The sequence below is a fragment of the Pseudomonas sp. MWU15-20650 genome (assembly GCF_023242475.1).
GTDB lineage: Bacteria > Pseudomonadota > Gammaproteobacteria > Pseudomonadales > Pseudomonadaceae > Aquipseudomonas.
Genome location: NZ_JALJFG010000002.1, coordinates 104,822 through 123,363, shown reverse-complemented (window position 1 = coordinate 123,363; position 18,542 = coordinate 104,822). Strand labels below are relative to the sequence as shown.

The window sequence follows — 18,542 nt, the reverse complement described above, 5'->3', positions numbered from 1 at the left end:
CGCCCATGATTAAAGATCCTTTTGCCCGCTTGGGCCTGGACCGCGAAGTCCTGACTGTCAGCCAACTCAACGGCCGCGCGCGGGTGTTGCTGGAAGACGTGTTCACCAATATCTGGGTGGAAGGCGAGATCTCCAACCTCGCCCGCCCGGCTTCCGGCCATGTGTATTTCACCCTCAAGGACAGCGGGGCCCAGGTGCGTTGCGCGCTGTTTCGCAACAACGCTGCACGGGTGCGCCAGGCGTTGAAGGACGGCCTGGCGGTCAAAGTGCGCGGCAAGGTCTCGTTGTTCGAGGGGCGCGGCGACTACCAGCTGATTCTCGATACCGTGGAACCTGCCGGTGACGGTGCGTTGCGCCTGGCCTTCGATGCCTTGAAGGAAAAACTCAGCGCCGAAGGCCTGTTCAGTGCCGAGCGCAAAGTGCCGTTGCCGGCGCACCCTCGGCGCATTGGCATTATCAGTTCGCCAACCGGCGCGGTGATTCGCGACATTATCAGCGTGTTCCGCCGCCGCGCGCCGAACGTTGAGCTGACCCTGATCCCCACAGCCGTGCAAGGCCGCGAAGCGATCACGCAGATTGTGCGAGCGCTGAAACTCGCCGACGCCCGAGGCTTCGACGCGCTGATCCTGGCCCGTGGCGGCGGTTCACTGGAAGACCTGTGGTGTTTCAACGAAGAGGCCGTCGCCCGCGCAATCGATGCCTGCGTTACCCCCATCGTCAGTGCTGTCGGCCATGAAACCGATGTATCCATCAGCGACTTCGTGGCGGACGTGCGCGCCCCTACGCCCTCCGCCGCCGCTGAGTTGCTGGCCCCCGACGCCAGCCATCTGGTGCGCCAGGTAGAAAACCTGCAGCGCCGCCTGGTGATGCTGATGCGCAACCGCCTGAGCCACAGCCGCCTGCGCCTGGAAGGCATGGCCCGGCGCCTGCGTCACCCGGGTGAACGTCTGCGCCAGCAGGCCCAGCGCCTGGATGACCTGGACATGCGCCTGCGCCGCGCCTTTGAACGCAGCCTCAATACCCGCCGTGAACGCCTGATCCGCCTGGAAACGCGCCTCGCCGGGCAGCACCCGGGGCGCCAACTGGCCCTGCTGCGCCAGCGCCTGGACAGCCTCGCCGAACGCCTGCCCCGTGCCATGCGCGAGGGCCTCAAGGCGCGACGCCTGCAACTGCAGAGCCAGGTGCAGACGCTACAGGTGGTCAGCCCGCTGGCGACCCTGGGCCGTGGCTACAGCATTTTGCTGGATGAGCGCGGCCAGGCGATTCGCGACGCCGCGCAAACCCATACAGGCCAGCGCCTGACCGCGCGTCTCGGTGAAGGCCAATTGCAGGTGCGGGTGGAAGATAACCACCTGACCCCTGTCACCCTTTCGTTATTGGATTGATCAATGCCACGTTTATTTAGCCTGCTGATGCTGATGTGCCTCGCGTTCAACGCCCATGCCGACAGCTACATCACTCGGTTGCTGAACAAGCCTGTGCCCGGCGGCGTCGCCGTGGTCGACCTCGGCACTTCGGCGACCGTACCTAAAGCCACTTACCAGAACAGACCGGTATTGGTGGTCAAGGAACAGAACAACTGGCTGGCGATTGTCGGCATCCCACTGACCGTCAAACCGGGTACCGAACGCGTCACCAGTGGCGGTCAAAACCTGCCGTTTGTCGTGGGGTTCAAGAAATACCCGGAGCAACACATCACCCTGAAGAATAAAAGCCAAGTGAACCCGGATCCGGCACAGCTCAAACGCATCGAGGGCGAACTGGCTGTCCAGCTCAAGGCTTACCGCAGCTTCAGCCCCAACACACCAAGCAATTTGCTGCTGGACAAGCCCGTCAATGGACCGCTGTCGAGCAAGTTTGGCGTGCGCCGTTTCTTCAATGGCGAAGAACGCAATCCACATTCGGGCCTGGATTTCGCCGTGCCGGCGGGTACGCCTATCAAGACACCGGCGAACGGCAAGGTGATCCTGGTCGGTCATTACTTTTTCAACGGCAATACGGTGTTCGTCGATCACGGCCAGGGCTTTATCAGCATGTTCTGCCATATGTCGAAAATCGACGTGACAGTGGGCCAGCAACTGGTGCGCGGTACCGTGGTCGGCAAGGTGGGTGCGACCGGCCGGGCGACCGGCCCGCATATGCACTGGAACGTCAGCCTCAACGATGCCCGTGTAGACCCGGCGATATTCATCGGCGCGTTCCAGCCCTGATTTTTCCACACGCGACTGACTCAGGGCCAACCACTTTCCTTACATTTGCAACCGGAACCAACCGCCCATACCTCTTCACTTAACTGGCGACTTACAAAGACCGTAACGACAACATTTCAGTTAAGTGATGAGGTTGCCTCAATGTTTGCGCCAGCCAGCTCTACCCTCCAACACCCCTTGGATCAAGACCAACCCTTTCCACCACCCACCGAAACACCACCCCCACCGAAAGAACAGAATCAGATTTCGCCGTCCCCAGCGCCTTCGACCTACGCACCAGACGATCTGCCCCTACCCGATTCGCCAAGTACACCGCCCGCCACCGTCGCGCCCCCACGCAATAGCAGCCTCATAGAGCAACATAACGAAGCCAGCCTTGCGATACAGCAGCTCTTCAAAGAGCAACCGAGTTTCAAGACCTTCCTGCAGCAGCAACTGGCCGCACTGTTTCCCAACCAACCTCACCTCAACCCCGCAGAACTCACCCTCAAGCGCTGGGGCAAACAGAACGACGGCAGTATAAAAACGTTCTCTGTGGAACCCTTTCTGGACGCGCTGAATAAGGAGATCCGCGAGCAGCTGCGCAATCCAGGGAATAAAGCGGGCGAAGACAGCACCGTGTATGCGGACATTTTCACCCAGGGCAGCCCCGGCGTACCGCCTACCCTGGTCAACTCATCCCAACCGCTGCACACGATTGCCCAGCGCATCATCCAATACGCAGCAGCCCACCCAAAATATTGGACCACGCCCCGCCAAAGCTCACAAAACCCACAGGTGCAAACCACGCCACAGAACGAGCTATTGGCCCTGCACAAACAGCAACTGGCAGCCGTGGCCGCAGCACGCGCCAACGATGGCACCCTGAGTCCGGCGAGCAAAAAACTGATCGACATCGCGCTGCAATACCCCACCTTGGCCGAGCGGGAGAAAACCTTTGCTAGCGGTGCCCGTCCCGGTGTGTACCCACTCACCGTGGATGACGGCACGGAACGTGGCGCATTGCTGGCAGGCTCCTTCCTCATCACCCAGACCGATGGTTCATTCGCGACTGAGCCAACATGGCCCAAGGGTCGATCCTTGGCGCTCGACGACAACAATGGCCCAGTCGTTCTATACACCCTCGCTGAAGGGCTCGAGGAGTTCGCCACTCCCGCCCAGGCCCGCGAAGCGGTGGCCAAGCGCCTTGATCAAGGGGATGTTGATACCGAACTGTTACTGCAAACCTTGCCGCTGGCTGCGCAAAACCGGGCCCACCCGCCCTCAGGAGATGACCTGACGCTACGCGTTGAGCCTTTGGCCGCCGATGTGCTGGCAGAGGGAATTCCCTGGATGCTCAAGCGCCAGCAAGAAGAAATACAGGAGAAACTCACTGAAACACTGAAAGCCACCACCCCGGCTAACGCCCTGATGGACCCGACGTCAGCCCAGGCCATAGATGACGCCGCCGACTGGTCGTACCAGCTCGACAGCACCAATGCCCTGCTGGCCTACAACGCCAAGTTGATCGAAAAGCAGCAGCCGCAGTGGCTGAAAAACCTGACCCCGGCTCAAGAGGCCATCTTTCTGAACCTGGAACAGTCGGAGAAAAAAAGCACTAACGCATTGCTGCCATTGCTTCAAAAAATCCCTTCTTTACCGGCTTTTGCCTGCGACCGGATGAACGAAGCGATTAAAAAGCTGTACCCCACCGCACAAATCGATGCCGATAAGTTGACGGTTCAGATGGACGAAACCACGACCCAAGACAATACGACCGGCTTCGTCCTTGCGGACTTGACTGCATCAATATTGGGTAACCGCACAACAACAACCTCGAAAAAACAACAACTGTCGTTGACCGACCTGGCGCTGCAGAACCCCACAGGCTTTGCTCCGAGAAGCATCCAGAAAAAAACCACCCTCACCCTGACCTTGCCGTTGGTGGACACCAAGGGCGACCCGATCCTCGGTAGCAATGGCAAGCCGATCATACTCAATGATGAACAGCTCAAAGCCTTGATCAACACGGCCGATGTTGGGGGCCAATACGACAAGCTGCTTAAAAAAGAGCTGGCACCTGACGCCCCGTCGAATTTGCGTGAGGCCTGGAAAAGCAACCTGAGTGATGCCATGGAGAAAGAGGCTTTTCTCGCAGAGCTCAACCCTACGGCCTATAAAGAGCAGGCCGTCGAAGACAAGAGCAGTAAACGCGCAGCGCAATGGGTTGCGGCGATCCTGGACCACCCCGACCCCGCCACTCGGCCCAAAGTCGATGGACAAGCCATTGTCGCTCATGCCTTGCTCGACTATGGCCAGCCGGTTTACGGCGTCATGGCGATTGGCAACTCGGTTGATTCCGCGCTGGTGCTGTACACCCCCCAGGCCCCGGACGGCGTCACCTTTCGTGAGGTCGCAGACCAGAACGCAATGGACGCTTTACTGGCAACACCCGAATGGAAAGCCTATATCGCGAGCAGAAAATCACCGGTCAACAAAGATGATGTCGCTGAACTCGACGAAGCAATCAGGGATATCTCCAACAATCCATTCACCGCCCTAGCGCCCGACAAAATCCTGGATATAGCGGTCAAAAAGACAAAGGTCATGCTCGGTGGCTCGGCACTCAACCCTATAGCAGGTAATGTTCAGGATCATCTGTATCAGCAGAACGTTCAGATGATCGTCGACAAGGCCGACCATCGTTCTGTCAGCAGTGCGGAAGTGGCCAAGCAATCGCTCATCAATAAAGCCATGTTTGGCGTCGAAGTGGGGATGATAGCCCTGGAGTTTTTGCCAGGTATCGGCAAAGCCGCAAGAACCGGTGCTCATCTGAGTAAAGCCGCTGCAGCCGCTTTGCGCGCCAATAGAAAACTCTTGCCCAAGCTGATCAATCAGCCCGGCTTGGCGCAAACGATCTACGTTGACTTCCTGCTGGCTACAGCCGGTATCAAAGGTGTTCGTGCCGCCCCACTGCGCCCGGTATTCAGGTCGTCGACTGCGGCGCGCGCACCGACGCCACGCCAAGGCACCAGTACCACGACGCCGAAGCCGCACACTCCTGCGCCAGCGAGCGCCTCCACCAGCAGCGGCGCAACCACCGTCGCCACGCGCCCTTCGACATCCGTCGCAACCCCAAGCCGGGACCTGAGCGCCTACACCGTACCGAATGAGGTGATCAGTGGCCGCCCCTTAAGACCCGACGGCACTTACAACGTGGGGGACAATTGGTATGTGCGCTTTACCGACAGTACCGGAGAAAACCGGGTCTACCAGATCGACTCGGCATTCCACGCCCGCAGCGGGCAAGTCAACATCATTGATCCTGATGCCCCAGCGACGGCGTCCAGAAGCAGCAGGACGGTGGCCGCCCTGCAATCGGCGGGCAATGGTGAATGGCGCATCAATCAACTGCCGGGTGGCGCGCGCGGTAAACGCCGTAGACAATTCCATGATTGGTCAATGAGCTATACCGAACATCTTTTTAGGAAAGAACCTGACTTAACTGAATATTTCTTCTCGAGGCGTTGGGCCAACCGGTGGTTCAACGAAGGAATGAATGAGAGCTATGCCCATCAGGCGCTAAACCCAACACCTCGCCCGAACATGCCCGCCCTGGGGGCCAACACATCTCCCGGAGAAATGGCACGTGAACTGCTCCGCGTCTCAGACGGTATCGTGCTTGGAGAGCAACACGATCAGATTTCCACCAACCTCATGCTGATAAAGAATATGCAGGCTTACGCAGAGTCAGGCGTCACGACCCTGTACCTGGAGGGGGCCTACTGGGATGCCTCCAAGGGGGTGGGAACGGTACTGCAGGAGCCCGCTAATGCAATGTATAAACGCGGCACGCCTACACGCGATGATGTGCTCGCTGCCGCGCAACAACATGGCATTAAAACCGTAGGCCTCGAACATGAACATCTGACGATGCACATAACCCGCTCTGAATCAGATGAAATCGCTAACGCGACGCACACCATTGATCGGCTGCGAGAGTTCAACTACTTTGCCAGCCAAGTCATCCAGCAGACCCCACCTGGGCAAAAGTGGATCGCCGTAGTGGGAAGACGGCACATGAACACCACCCAAGGTGTCCCCGGCATCGCAGAGCAAACCGGGGCCATCAGCGTAGGCGTGTATGACGCAAAGCCCGGCGCCAGCAGTACCGCCGTCAAGCACACCGGCCCGAGCCCGGCGCCTGAAGAACGGTTCGCCAGAAATGCAACGGTGGGGGACTACCAAGTTCACCAGAACGTTGACCCCTACCTCAAAACGCCTTGATCAACCTGACGACGGCGCGCTGACTGAATCAGCGCGCCACGCCGCCCCCTGCCCGGCTTAAAACGATCTATCCCTCAAGGGACGTGATTCGAAACACACCATTGCACACCCCTTACATTTTCGGCAGGAACCACCCGACGTCCAACACTCACCTATCCCATGACTTACACGGAGCGTAATGAGCATGACCTGACCAGTGGCATCCCAAACCCGTGAGACTCACTCTATGTTCTCTCTTACCCAAGCGTTGGCAGCACAACACGAACTAGAAACCCTGACCACTTTTGCAGTCACCGCCTCTCCTTCCATACCTTCCATACCTTCCAGTACGACCCAAGAGCTTACCCCCGCCCCAAGCTACGCCCCTGATACTCCCCCCGTACCCACTTCACCCGGCATAGCCAGCGCCCAGTTGCGTTACACCCGCTTGGAGAAACAATTCAAACCGAGCAAACAGTTAGCCTACACCGTTGAACACGACCTCCTGACAGAAGACATGCAACGCCTGCACAACCAACAGCCGAGCTTCAAAGCAATCATACAGGCGCAACTCGAACAAGCCTTCCCGGACGTCAGACCTCTGGATGTCGAGACAATGAGCGTCAATCGTTATCGCATTAAGGGCAAAGAGGTCTCACTGGAGTCGTCCGAACCTCTGATGACCGCCCTGGTCAGGATGATTCAAGCCATCCTGGCTGACCCCACTAAACCGATGCCTCCTGAGCGCGACATACTCACCCGATTCAATCATCGCAAAAGCCCGGACGATCTGGAGTTTCCCGCCACCACCGAAAGCACATTGCAAACCATCGCGCGCAGCATCACCCTGCAGTACCCGCAGGCGATTGAGCAGTACTGGAACACCCCCAGCCCGGTTCATGAAGACCCGAACAAGCGCGAGTCGCCGCTCAATCAACTGCTGACTCTGCACAAACGCCAATTGTCGATCCTGGCCGCCCTGCGCGTCAGCGATCAAACCCTGAGCACAGACAGCAAGGCGCTGATCGACGACGCGCTGCGATACCCCACCCTGGAAGCCCGGGAAAAACAATTCGCCAATGGTGCTCGCCTGGGTGTGTACCCCATCACGGTCGATGACAAAACCGAACGCGGCGCGATGCTGGCGGGTGCGTTTCTCATCACCAAGACCGACGGTTCAAGTGCCACTTCGCCCACTTGGCCAAATGGGCGCACCCTTGCGCTCAACGACACCAATGGCCCCGTCGTGCTGTACACACTCAGCGAAGGGTTCGAAGAGTTTGCAACGCCCGCCCAGGCACGCCAGGCATTGGCCGACCGGCTCGATCAAGGCGGCCCCCAGGCCGAGCTATTGTTACAAACCCTGCCACCGGCCCTGCAAAACCGGGCTGACGGTTTTACCGGCGATGACCTGATGCGCAGCGCCTCGCCATCGTCCGGGGATGTGTTGGCAGAAGCCGTACCTTGGATGCTCAGGCGCCAGCATGCAGAAATCAACGCAGGTTTGAGCAAAGCACTGAACCCAGGTAACGGCGCCCCCCCATTGCTCGACAGCGCATCGCTTAAGGCCATAGACAATGCCGCAGACTGGTCGTATCTGCTCGATGGCAGCAATGCCATGCTGGCCCGAGACGCCAAGCTGACCGACAAAAACCAACCCGAGTGGTTGAAAAACCTGAGCCCCGCTCAAGAAGCTGTATTTTCGCATTTGGAAAACGAGCAAGAAAAAAGCCTGGGCACGCTGGTTCCGTTGCTTGAGAAAATTCCCTCCTTGGGCGAGTTCTCGCGCGACCGGCTGAATGCAGCCATCAAGAAGCAATACCCGAATGCAAAAGTCGATGCGGACCAATTAAGGGTACAGGTGCAAACGCGTACCGGTATCCACGGGGGTCGGGGTACTGGCCAGCCCCTCTATTCCAAACAGGACTCCGTTTCGCTGACCGACTTGGCATTGAAGAATCCCAGTGGCTTTCCTGCCATCGAAAGAGGCAAGTTTACCGATGTAAAAATGACCTTGGCGCTGCTCGACACACAAGGCCGGCCCGTCCTGGACTCGGACGGCAAACCGGTGATCCTGGACACCGACGCGCTTAAAACGCTGGTCAACAGCGCTGATGTCGGTGGCGAATACACCAAACTGCTTAACCAGGAGATGGCAACTGATACCGAGGTTGGCAGCGCCGCGCAATTGCGCGCAGCCTGGAAGGCCAGCCTGGAAGACAGCATGGCCAAGGAGGCGTTCTTGTCAGAACTCAATCCCGACGCCTACCAGGCACACGGCCGCGAAAATACCACTGTCAAACGTGCAGCGCAGTGGGTTGATGCGGTACTGGATCACCCCGACCCTGCCACGCGACCTCAGGTCGATGGAAAAGACATTGTGGCCAACAGCCTTATCCACCGTGGGCTGGCGGTGCAAGGTGTGATGGTGATCGGCAATCAGACGGACGCGTCGCTGGTGCTTTACACCCCCAAAGCTCCCGACGGCATCACCTTTCGCGAAGTGGCAGACTCTTCAGCCTTGAACGCTCTTCTGAGCAAAGGTGAGTGGGCATCCTATATCGCAAAAAGAAAATCGCCAGTCAGTAAAGATGATATCGACGAATTCAAGGACGCCCTTAAAAGCACTACCTACAACCCCTTGAAGCTGCTCTCCCCCGAACTCATCACTTCATCGGTCAAGCTGTTGGGCAGTGCCACAAGCCTGAAGCCAATAGAAGGCGATGTTCAGGAGCACCTGTACAAGCAACACGTACAGATGGTGATCGACCGAGCGGATCATCAGTCGGTGAGCAGCGCGGAAGTGGCGAAGCAGTCCACCCTCAACAAAATCGAGTTCGGCATTGAAGTGGCCTTGATCTTCACGGACCTGATACCTTTCGTCGGCAAAGGTGTGTCCGCAGGTGTTCGCCTGGGTAAAGCCGGTGTGACAGCGCTACGCGCCAACAGCAGAATCTTGCCGCACCTGATCAAAAAACCAGGCTTGGCGCGTACGATCTACAGTGACTTCAGCCTGGCGGCTACAGGCATTACCAATCTCCGTGCCGCACCGATGCGGCCGGTATTCAGAGCCACCGGCCAAGCCGGTCCACTCGTCGCACGTTCGGGACCCAGAGCGCTGCCGGCCCCCATTACCCCCCCTCCAGCAGCGGCCTCGATCAGCAGCGGCGTCACCACCGTCGCCACACGCCCCTCGACCACCGCCGCACTGCCAAACCGCGACCTGAGTACCTACACCGTGCCCAACGAGGTCATCAGCGGGCAACGCCTGAGGCCCGATGGCACTTATAACGTGGGGGACAATTGGTATGTGCGTTATACCGACAGTACCGGTTCAAACAGGGTTTATCAGATCGATTCGGTATTTCATGCGCGCAGTGGGCAGGTCAATATCATTGACCCCAATGCTCCGCTGACGGCACCACGCGGCAGTAGGATCGTGGCGTCCCTGCAATCGGCTGGGAACGGGGAGTGGCGGTTGAATGCATTACCGGGTGGCAGGAGCGCAGGTGGTGGCAGAAAGAACAGAACTGAGTATGTGGACCGAGTGCTCTCCGGTACAGCTACCGAAAACATTTCTAACGCGAGCGCCACGACCATTACTCAAATACGGCGATGGTTCAGGCGTGATGCACGCAACTTTTACAACAATCGCCTGGCAAACGCGACGCCTCCACGCGCAATCGAACCGGTGATAACAACCAATAGCACACCTGAGGTGGCCCTACAAAACGCTCTGTCTCAACCCGGTATACGTGGCTTAGTGCTTGGCGAAATACATGACGAACCTGTGACGTTTCAACTGCTGATCGACCAGATGCAAAACTTTGCAAACAGTGGTGTAACCACCGTTTACCTTGAGAACGCGATTTTTCTGCGCAGTTATCCAGGCGTAGAAGACGCGGCCTTGCTGGCGTCTGATACGGCCTATCTGTCGTCACGTACCTATCTACCCGACTTCAGTGGCGGTCCAACTATGGAGGACGTCATCGCCGAAGCACAGAAGCACGGAATAAAGGTCATAGGACTCGAACACCCACAATTAACCTGGCATATGGATGACCTTGCAGCCTGGCAACGTAACCCCACATGGGACGTTGAGCGCCGACGCGAGTTTAACTACTTCGCAGCCCGCATCATGGAAGAACTCCCCGCTGGAGAAAAATATGTGGCGGTAGTAGGAATGGCGCATATGAATAATTATGGCGGCGTTCCAGGTCTTGCAGAGTTGACAGGAGGGCTCGGGGTGTCCGTATCACCTAGCCTGAAAGGCAGCTCAAGCCTTGCCAGTCAGCCTCCTCATACTGCCCCTCCACCCTTGAAGTTCCTGCACGGCACCAACATCCCAGAACCACGCGGAGACATTCACATTGACTACAACATCGACGCCTTGACCGTCTGACCCTCCCATGAAAGGAACACCATGCGGCCTTACCGCCGCATGACCACCCATTGCGCGAGAAGAACACTAAAAAGCACCAAAACAACAAAACAAGAATAAATCCGCAATAAAAACTCAAAAAAAAGCAATAGAATAGAAATCCTCTCAATTTTCTCCCATTGCTTGCCATCCTCCCATCTCGCGGTTAGGGTTGACTGCATGAAAACCTCTCACACCCTCATTCAGCTCCGCCAGCACCGCAGCCTGTGCCTCGTCAGCGCACGACTGCCAGGCTGAATCGATCTGCCTCGTCCCAAGCTTCGTCCCCAATAACAGTTTTACGGCAGGCCGCCTTTTCTCGGCCCCTACAACCAAGGATTTCCCGATGAGCATGCTCAAAGACCCGTCTTCGAAGTACCGCGCGTTCCCGACCATCGATATCCCGGACCGCACCTGGCCTTCCAAGACCATCACCACCGCGCCGATCTGGTGCAGCTCCGACCTGCGTGATGGCAACCAGTCGCTGATCGAGCCGATGGACGCCGCGAAAAAGCTGCGCTTCTGGAAGACCCTGGTTGCCGTTGGCGTGAAGGAAATCGAAGCCTCGTTCCCAGCGGCTTCGCAAACCGACTTCGACTTCGTGCGTACCCTGATCGAAGACAACCACATCCCCGCGGACACCACCATCCAGGTGCTGACCCAGGGCCGTGAAGACTTGATCGCGCGGACCTTCGAATCCCTGCGCGGCGCCAAGAAAGCCATCGTGCACTTGTACAACGCCACGTCGCCGTCGTTCCGCCGCATCGTGTTCAACCAGGACAAAGACGGCATCAAGGCCATCGCGGTCAACGCGGCCAAGCTGTTCGTCAAATACGCCGCCCAGCAGCCGGAGACCCAGTGGACGTTCGAATACTCCCCGGAAACCTTCAGCGCCACCGAGCTGGAGTTTGCCAAGGACGTCTGTGATGCAGTGATCGAGGTGTGGAACCCATCCCCTCAGCACAAGATGATCCTCAACCTGCCGGCCACTGTTGAATGTGCCACGCCGAACATCTATGCCGACCAGATCGAATGGTTCGGTCGCCATATCAACCGTCGTGACAGCGTGATCATCAGCCTGCACACCCACAACGACCGTGGCACCGGCGTTGCCGCCACCGAGCTGGGCCTGATGGCCGGCGCCGACCGCGTCGAAGGCTGCCTGTTCGGCAACGGCGAACGTACCGGTAACGTCGACCTGGTCACCGTGGCGTTGAACATGTACACCCAGGGCCTCGACCCGCAACTGGACTTCTCCGACATCGACGGGGTGCGCAAAGTCGTCGAAGAATGCAACCAGATCCAGGTGCACCCGCGCCACCCATACGTCGGCGACCTGGTACACACTGCGTTCTCCGGCTCCCACCAGGACGCAATCCGCAAGGGCTTTGCCCAGCAGAAAGACGATGCCCTGTGGGAAGTGCCGTACTTGCCGATCGACCCGGCCGACATCGGTCGCAGCTACGAAGCCGTGATCCGTGTGAACAGCCAGTCAGGCAAAGGCGGTATCGCCTACCTGCTGGAGCAGGAATACGACATCAGCTTGCCGCGCCGCATGCAGATCGAATTCAGCCAAGTGGTACAGGCCGAAACCGACCGCGTGGGCCTGGAGATGACCGCACCGCAAATCTACGCCTTGCTGCAGCGTGAATACCTGCAAGCCAACACCCCGTATGCGCTGGTCAGCCATCGCCTGCAGGAAGAGAACGGCAACAGCTTTGTCGAAGTGGAAGTCTCCGGCAAGGGCCAGGGCGAAACCAACCTGCACTGGAAAGGCAAAGGCAACGGCGCGCTGGAAGCCTTGGTGGCCGGCCTGCCGGTGGCGGTTGAGATCATGGATTACAACGAGCATGCGATTGGTGCAGGCACCAACGCCAAGGCAGCCGCCTATATCGAGCTGCGAGTGAATGGCGAACGTCCGGTGCATGGCGTGGGTATTGATGAAAACATCACCACCGCCAGCTTCAAGGCACTGTTCAGCGCGTTGAACCGTTCGCTGAGCCAGTTGGAAGCGAAGGCGGCGTAAGCCTATCGCCGCAATACAAAAGGCCCCTGGGTGAGAACCCAGGGGCCTTTTTTGCTTTGGATGGGCGGTGATGCGGATGGCCTCTTCGCGAGCAAGCCCGTTCCCACATTTTGATCGCATCCCTACAGGATAAATGCGGTCGAGTGTGGGAGCGGGCTTGCTCGCGAAAGCGGTCTGTCAGACAAACTGAAAGTCATCGGCATCCAGATTTGCAGGAAACTCGGTGCGATACGCCGCCAGCTCTACCGCACTCAGGCACACCTGAAACACCCCATCCGCCTCCCCTGCACTCAGCAAGGTCTCACCCTGGAAGTCCAGCACCTGGCTGTCTCCGGTGTAGGCAAAGCCCTTGCCATCGGTACCCACCCGATTCACTGCCGCCACATAACACAGGTTTTCGATAGCGCGCGCCGGCAGCAGGCGGTTCCAATGCTGACGCCGCGCACCCGGCCAGTTCGCGGTGTATAGCAGCAGGTCGGTGTCCTGGGCATCACGGCTCCACACCGGGAAGCGCAGGTCGTAGCAAATCAAGGGCCGTATGCGCCAGCCCTTCAACTCGAACTGCACCTGACGCTCGCCGGGCGTGTAATGGTTGTGCTCGCCCGCCATACGGAACAGGTGACGCTTGTCGTAGTGCAATACCTCACCGTCCGGCCGCGCCCACAACAGGCGGTTGCGGTGGCTGCCGTCAGCTGCCTGGATGATCACGCTGCCGGTGATCACCGCGTTGTACTTGGCCGACTGCGCTTGCAGCCAGTGATGCGTCGGGCCATGTTCCGGCTCGGCGAGGGTTTGCGACTCCATGGAAAAGCCAGTGGTGAACATCTCCGGCAGCACGATCAGATCGGCGCCCTTGACCTGCTCCAGCAACAGCTCGAAATGCTCAAGGTTGGCTTGACGGTCGTGCCACGCCAAGCGGGTCTGGACCAGTGCGATGTTCAGGTTGGGTAAGGCACTCAAATCACGCATAGCTTTTCCGCCGCTTGTTGCAGCGTCTCCTCACGCTTGGCAAAGCACAGGCGCACCAGGCGCTGGCCTTGCGGTGGGCTCTGATAGAACACCGAGACTGGAATAGTCGCCACGCCGTGTTCGCGGGTCATCCACAGTGACATGGCGACGTCATCCAGGTCCGGGCGAATCTGTGAGTAATCCACCAGTTGAAAGTAAGTGCCAGCCACCCGTGTAAAGCTGAAACGCGACGGCGCCAGCAGGTCGCAGAACAGGTCACGCTTGGCCTGGTAAAAGGCCGGCAGTGCTTCGACGTGTTGCGGGTGTTCGGCCATGAAGTCAGCCAAAGCGTACTGCAACGGCGTCACGCCGCAGAAGTTGACATATTGATGCACCTTGCGCAGTTCGGCAGTAAGGGCCGATGGCGCGACCACGTAGCCGGTTTTCCAGCCGGTGACGTGGTAGGTCTTGCCGAAGGAGCTCACCACAAAGGCGCGTTGATACAACTCTTCGTGGGCCAGCACGCTGGCGTGAGCCACGCCATCAAAGACCAAATGCTCGTAGACCTCATCGCTGACCAGGTAGATATCGCGGTCGCGGATCAATTCGGCCAACTGGTCCAGCTCGGCACCGCTGATCAGCGCCCCGGTCGGGTTGTGCGGGGTGTTGAGGATGATCATGCGCGTACGCGGTGAGAGCGCGGCCTTGAGCTTTTCGAAGTCCAGGGCGAAGCCTTCCAGGCTCAGTTGTACATGCACGCAGCGACCACCGGCCAGTTCAACCGAGGGCTCATAACTGTCATAACTGGGGTCGAATACGATGACTTCATCGCCGTTGCGGATGACTGCCTGAATCGCGCAGAAAATCGCTGCGGTGGCACCGGGGGTGATAGTTACTTCGCTGTCGGGGCTGACGGTGGCGCCATAGCTGCGGGCGATCTTGGCCGCCACTTGCTGACGCAGGGCCGGCAAACCGGTCATCGGTGAATATTGGTTGTGCCCGTTGGCGACATGTTTGCCCACGGCATCGAGCAGCGCCTGAGGGCCATTAAAATCGGGAAAACCCTGGGACAGGTTGAGCGCGCCGGTTTCGGCAGCGAGTTGCGACATCGTGGTAAAAATGGTCGTGCCGACGTTCGGCAGCTTACTGGTGATCATCGGAGGCCCCTGCAGGTGAGCCCCAAGTTTTAAGCTGCCAACTGCATCGGGTCAAGGCACAAACTACCGCGCACAAAAAAGGGCTCATCAAGAGCCCTTTTTGCGAGGTCGAAATCAGCGCTTGTCGCGGCGCTTCTTGTCGGCCTTCTTGTGGTGAGTCATCAAACGACGCTTCTTGTTCACCTGACGGTCGGTCAGTGTGTTCTTGTTGCCTTCGTACGGGTTCTCACCCCCCTTGAACTCGATACGGATCGGCGTACCGACCAGCTTCAAGACACGGCGGTAGGTGTTTTCCAGGTAACGCACATAGGACTTTGGCACCTTCTCGATCTGGTTACCGTGGATCACGATAATCGGCGGGTTGGCACCGCCCAAGTGGGCGTAACGCAGTTTGATCCGGCGGTTGTTCACCATCGGCGGCGCGTGCTCGCCGACGGCGTCTTCGAGGATCTGGGTCAGACGGTTGGTCGGCCAGCGGGTCACCGCAGACTTGAACGAGTTCTGTACGGATGCGTAGAGGTTGCCCACGCCGGTACCGTGCAATGCCGAGATAAAGTGGATATCGGCAAACTCGACGAAGAACAGACGACGCTGCAACTCGATCTTGACGAAATCGCGTTCGCTTGGCGTCATGCCATCCCATTTGTTGATCGCGATCACCAGGGCACGACCGGCTTCCAGGGCAAAGCCCAGCAAGTTGAGGTCGTGGTCCACCACGCCTTCGCGGGCGTCCATCACGAAGATCACCACGTTGGCGTCTTTGATCGCTTGCAGGGTTTTCACCACCGAGAACTTTTCAACTTCCTCGTGGATCTTGCCGCGCTTGCGCACACCGGCGGTGTCGATCAGCGTGTACTTCTCGTCGTTACGTTCGAACGGGATGTAGATGCTGTCGCGGGTGGTGCCGGGCTGGTCGTAGACGATTACCCGGTCTTCACCGAGCATACGGTTGACCAGGGTCGATTTACCGACGTTCGGGCGGCCGATGATAGCGATCTTGATACCGTCTTTTTCGCTTGGGCCAGGAATGCGCTTGGCTTCCTCGCCTTCGGCAACGATCTCTTCTTCGCCTTCAACTTCGTCGACGTCATCCTTGGGGAAGTCGCGCAGGGCGATTTCCAGCATCTGGGTGATGCCACGACCGTGGGCACCAGCGACCGGGATCGCGTCGCCCAGGCCCATCGGGCTGAACTCGGCGCGAGCCTGCTCAGGATCGATGTTGTCAATCTTGTTGGCGACCAAATAGGAACGCTTGTTGCGCTTGCGCAGGTGCTCGCCAATCATCTGGTCGGCGGCGGTGTAGCCCGCGCGGGCGTCCACCAGGAACAACACGACATCGGCTTCTTCGATCGCGAGCAGCGACTGCTCGGCCATCTTTTCGTCCATGCCATGCTCGTCACCGGAGATACCACCGGTGTCGACAATAATGTAGGAGCGCCCTTGCCACTTTGCCTCACCGTATTGGCGATCACGGGTCAGACCGGACAAGTCGCCGACGATGGCGTCACGAGTCCTGGTCAGGCGGTTGAACAAGGTGGACTTGCCGACGTTAGGTCGGCCCACCAGGGCGATTACGGGAACCATGCGGCTCTCCACTTCGTTATTTCAGAAAATACAAAAGCCGCTGCAAGGCAGCGGCTGGTGCTCGGGGCAGCATATTCAAATGCCGCATGCCCCGCCGGAGCGGGGCCGCCTGGGTGTTACCCCAAGCATAGTTCTTACTTGATGGTCAGGGCTTCCAGCTTGCCGCTGTTGCCAAACACATAAAGCATGTTACCCACGACCAGCGGACGAGCACGCAGGCCGTCGCTGTCGATACGTTCACGACCGACAAAGCGACCGTCCACCTGGCTCAGCAGATGCAGGTAACCTTCGAAGTCACCCACCGCCACATAGCTGGAGAACACTTCCGGTGCCGACAGTTGGCGGCGAGCCAGCGAGTCGTTGCTCCACAGTGCCGTGGTGGACCGCTCGTCGACGCTCTCAACGGTACCGGATGCCAGGCTGACGTAGACGCTGCCAAACCCTTGGGCGACACCCGCGTAGCTGGAAGCATCACGCTGCCAGTTGATGCGACCGCTCTGCAGGTCCAGCGCGGCCACACGGCCTTGGTAGGTGGCGACGTAAATGGTTTCACCCGACAGCAGCAAGCCACCGTCGATGTCCACGACGCGATCCAGTTCGGAACGACCTTGAGGGATGGCCACACGGGTTTCCCAGGCCGGCACGCCGTTCTGGGTGTCCAGGGCGACCACTTTACCGGTCGACAGACCTGCAATGGCCAGATTGTTAGTCACAATCGGACCACTGGTGCCGCGCAACGTCAGTACCGCCGGGGTGCTGTCGTACAACCAACGCTGGTTGCCGGTGGCGGCATCCAGACCGATCACACGGTCATCCTGGGTTTGCACCACGACGATATCGCCATTGGTGGCCGGCGCCGAAAGCACTTCGCTGGTCACGCGAGCGCGCCATTTCTCTTCACCCGTCGCCGAGTCCAGAGCCACCACGTCGCCTTTGAGCGTACCCACCAACACCATGCCGTAGCCGACACCGACACCACCGGAAACCGGCAGTTCGAGGTCTTTCTTCCACTTGACGTCGCCATTCATGCGGTCCATGGAAATGATCACGCCGGTGGAGTCAGTGGCCACGATGTTGTCGCCATCGATCGCCGGCTGCAACAGGTTGTACAGGTCGCCCTGGCCATCACCGACAGAGCGGCTCCACTGCTTTTGCAGGACCACTTCTTCCTTGAAGCTGGTCAGCTCGGCAGGAGGCAGTTCTTTTTTACTGTTGCTGCTGCAACCCGCGGCCAGAACGGCCAGAGCCAGCAATGCTGCATGTTTCCAACGGATCACGTCACGCATCCCCTTTGGCCAAGTCGTCCAGCTTGATTTGTAAGCCACCGACCGCCGCTTCATCAGACAGCGCCGCCTTGGCTTTTTGGTACGCAGCATGGGCTTCGTCGGTACGACCCAATTGGACCAACAGGTCGCCCTTGAGCTCTTCACGAGTGGCCACGAATGCCTTGTCAGCATCGCCGTCGAGCAGTTTGAGTGCTTCGTCAGCCTTGTTCTGTGCCGCCAATACCTGAGCCAGGCGCTGACGTGCGATTTCACCCAGGGTCGGGTTGGTCGGTTTGTCGGCGATGGCCTTCAACTCGGTGGCGGCATCATCCAGCTTGCCGGTGTCGACCGCGACTTTCGCGACAAACAGACTGCCGTACTGGGCGTAGGTGCTACCGCCAAACTCGCTTTTCAGCTTGCCGGCCAGGTCAGCCACTTGAGCAGGGTCAGGCTTGCCATCCGGCGTCAGCGTGGTTTCCAGCAATTGCTGATAGAGGATCGAGGCGCCCTGGGACTGGTTAGCCTGATACTTGTGCCAGGCTTGCCAGCCGAACACCACCACTAAAGCCAGCAGACCGCCAGTAACCAGGGGCTTGCCGTTACGCTGCCACCAGTCCTTGAACTCGGCCAGTTGCTCATCATCAGTACTCGACACCCCAATACTCCTCAATCGCTAAATTCGGCTGT

The 18,542-nt window shown here is 58.8% G+C and carries 10 protein-coding genes; 5 read left to right on the top strand and 5 right to left on the bottom strand.

All coding sequences use genetic code 11. The features are described from left to right. The first annotated feature begins 5 nt into the window (after window positions 1–5). The 5 genes from xseA to leuA all read left to right on the top strand — a co-directional run bounded on the left by xseA (window position 6) and on the right by leuA (window position 12,901). On the top strand, window positions 6–1,385 hold the full coding sequence (xseA, locus tag M5B43_RS02460) for an exodeoxyribonuclease VII large subunit (protein ID WP_248748624.1): 1,380 nt from the start codon (window positions 6–8) through the stop codon (window positions 1,383–1,385). A gap of 3 nt (window positions 1,386–1,388) precedes the next feature. After that, a complete protein-coding gene (locus M5B43_RS02455; RefSeq protein ID WP_248748623.1) occupies window positions 1,389–2,210 on the top strand; it encodes a peptidoglycan DD-metalloendopeptidase family protein in 822 nt (273 codons plus the stop codon). Window positions 2,211–2,351: 141 nt separating this feature from the next. Then, entirely contained in the window at window positions 2,352–6,476 is a 4,125-nt protein-coding gene (locus M5B43_RS02450; protein WP_248748622.1) for a membrane-targeted effector domain-containing toxin, read from the top strand. A 226-nt stretch (window positions 6,477–6,702) separates the two neighbouring features. Continuing rightward, window positions 6,703–10,857 (top strand): membrane-targeted effector domain-containing toxin, encoded by a 4,155-nt coding sequence (locus M5B43_RS02445; protein ID WP_248748621.1) that lies wholly within the window; start codon window positions 6,703–6,705, stop codon window positions 10,855–10,857. Between the two features lie 364 nt (window positions 10,858–11,221). Continuing rightward, entirely contained in the window at window positions 11,222–12,901 is a 1,680-nt protein-coding gene (gene leuA, locus M5B43_RS02440) for a 2-isopropylmalate synthase (protein ID WP_248748620.1), read from the top strand. A gap of 177 nt (window positions 12,902–13,078) precedes the next feature. Here the strand turns inward: leuA and M5B43_RS02435 are convergent, their stop codons facing one another. From M5B43_RS02435 to M5B43_RS02415, 5 genes are all read right to left on the bottom strand, one after another. Then, complete coding sequence (locus M5B43_RS02435) at window positions 13,079–13,870, bottom strand: amidohydrolase (RefSeq protein WP_248748619.1); 792 nt, start codon at window positions 13,868–13,870, stop codon at window positions 13,079–13,081. After that, entirely contained in the window at window positions 13,858–15,006 is a 1,149-nt protein-coding gene (locus tag M5B43_RS02430) for a pyridoxal phosphate-dependent aminotransferase (RefSeq protein ID WP_248748618.1), read from the bottom strand. The genes M5B43_RS02435 and M5B43_RS02430 overlap by 13 nt, the downstream gene beginning before the upstream one ends. Before the next feature lie 114 nt (window positions 15,007–15,120). Continuing rightward, window positions 15,121–16,590: a ribosome biogenesis GTPase Der gene (gene der / locus M5B43_RS02425; protein ID WP_248748617.1), complete on the bottom strand. Its 1,470-nt coding sequence runs from the start codon at window positions 16,588–16,590 to the stop codon at window positions 15,121–15,123. A gap of 134 nt (window positions 16,591–16,724) precedes the next feature. Further along, the gene (bamB, locus tag M5B43_RS02420; protein WP_248748616.1) at window positions 16,725–17,876 is read right to left on the bottom strand and encodes an outer membrane protein assembly factor BamB; all 1,152 of its coding nucleotides are present in this window, start codon (window positions 17,874–17,876) and stop codon (window positions 16,725–16,727) included. Continuing rightward, window positions 17,869–18,510, bottom strand: a complete 642-nt coding sequence (locus tag M5B43_RS02415; protein ID WP_159959663.1) for a tetratricopeptide repeat protein — start codon at window positions 18,508–18,510, stop codon at window positions 17,869–17,871. Before M5B43_RS02415 ends, bamB begins: the two co-directional genes overlap by 8 nt. Between the last annotated feature and the right edge of the window lie 32 nt (window positions 18,511–18,542).